The sequence below is a fragment of the Massilia sp. CCM 8734 genome (genome assembly GCF_011682155.1).
Lineage (GTDB): Bacteria > Pseudomonadota > Gammaproteobacteria > Burkholderiales > Burkholderiaceae_D > Telluria_A > Telluria_A rubra.
In genome coordinates, this window is sequence record NZ_WHJI01000131.1 from 1 (window position 1) to 1395 (window position 1395).

A 1395-nucleotide genomic window follows, 5' to 3' on the forward strand; every position below is an offset into this window, starting at 1 on the left:
ATTACAACGCTACGCGCGCTCATCGCCAGTGCAATCGCAACTCAACTACAGCGTTGCCCTTGCTGCTTTCAGATTAAACTTACTTTGTGACACAGTAAGACTAGGCTAACGCCACCAGCGAGGCATGGCGCGCGCAGGCTTGTCCGGATGCGCGCCATGCCTGTGCTCGCTACACCGTCCCCGCCGCCGGGCTGCTGCGTCCCGCATTGATGCGCGACCAGGTCCGCACCCGCACGGACAACACGAGCAGCAACACACCGGTAACGATCGCATACACCCCGACCATGGCGGCCAGCAGGACGGCGCCGGCCCCGAGCGGAAACAGCAGGACGATCAGGCCGAACACGATCGACACCACGCCACTGAGCAGCAACAGCCACTCGCCACGGATGAATTTGCGCACGCGGATGGCGATGACGATATCGAGCACGCCGCTGACCACGGCATTGGCCCCCATCAGGAGAATCAGCGTGAGCAAGGTGATGGCCGGGTTGAACGTGGCCAGCACGCCGACGGCCAGGCTGACGAGGCCGAGCAGCAACAGCATCCACCAGTGCCGGTCTTCGCCGCGGTATTTGATGGCGCCGAAGATCCAGACCGCACCGCCCAGCAGCGCGAACGCGGCGAACAGGACCGCCAGGGTCAGCAGCGTGACTGCGGGCCACGCAAGGGCAAGCACACCGAACACAATGGCAATGGCGCCGCGCACAGCGAGCAACCACCAATTGCGCAGTAAAGTTTCGTTCATGGATGTCTCCTCCCTGCTGAATCAGACAGCGCCTGCGCGGTTTTGATCGGCGCGCAGACGCAAGCCCTGCGCCAGATCAATCGTGCGCCATAAAAATGACGAAATGCGAAGGCGGGTCGCCCGGCCCGATCGCGCCGGGCTTTGAAAAGAACATCATCATTTCTCGACATTCGTGCAACCGAAGCGCCGTTCATCTGTCGAATAGGTATGGCACCCCTCCGACACTTCAAAAACCGCATGCAGGCCGGCAAGCTCCTGGCGTTGGCGCTGGCCCACCACGCCGCTGGCGCCGACGCGCTGGTGCTGGCCTTGCCGCGCGGCGGCGTTCCGGTCGGCTTCGCCATCGCCAAGGCGCTCGGCCTTGCGCTCGACGTCCTGCTCGTGCGCAAGCTCGGCTTGCCAGGCCATGAGGAATACGCCATGGGCGCGGTCGCCAGCGGCGGTATCCGCGTGCTCAACAGCGCCGCCATCCGTGCGCACCGCGTTAGTGCGGCGCAGCTTGACGCCGCCTGCGAACGCGCGCTGCGCGAAATCGCGCGGCGGGGGGGGGGCGGGGGGGGGGGGGGGGGGCGCCCCCGGGGGGGGGGGGGGCCCGGGAAAGGTGTGGGGGGCGGGGGGGGGGCCGGGGGGCCCCGGGGGGGGGGGGG

The 1395-nt window shown here is 66.7% G+C and carries 2 protein-coding genes; both read right to left on the reverse strand.

What is annotated here, in order from left to right:
- Nucleotides 1–169: 169 nt before the first annotated feature.
- The gene (locus F2P46_RS35820; protein WP_166899277.1) at nucleotides 170–748 is read right to left on the reverse strand and encodes an HdeD family acid-resistance protein; all 579 of its coding nucleotides are present in this window, start codon (nucleotides 746–748) and stop codon (nucleotides 170–172) included.
- Between the two features lie 156 nt (nucleotides 749–904).
- Complete coding sequence (locus F2P46_RS35825) at nucleotides 905–1156, reverse strand: hypothetical protein (RefSeq protein WP_166899275.1); 252 nt, start codon at nucleotides 1154–1156, stop codon at nucleotides 905–907.
- Nucleotides 1157–1395 lie beyond the last annotated feature (239 nt).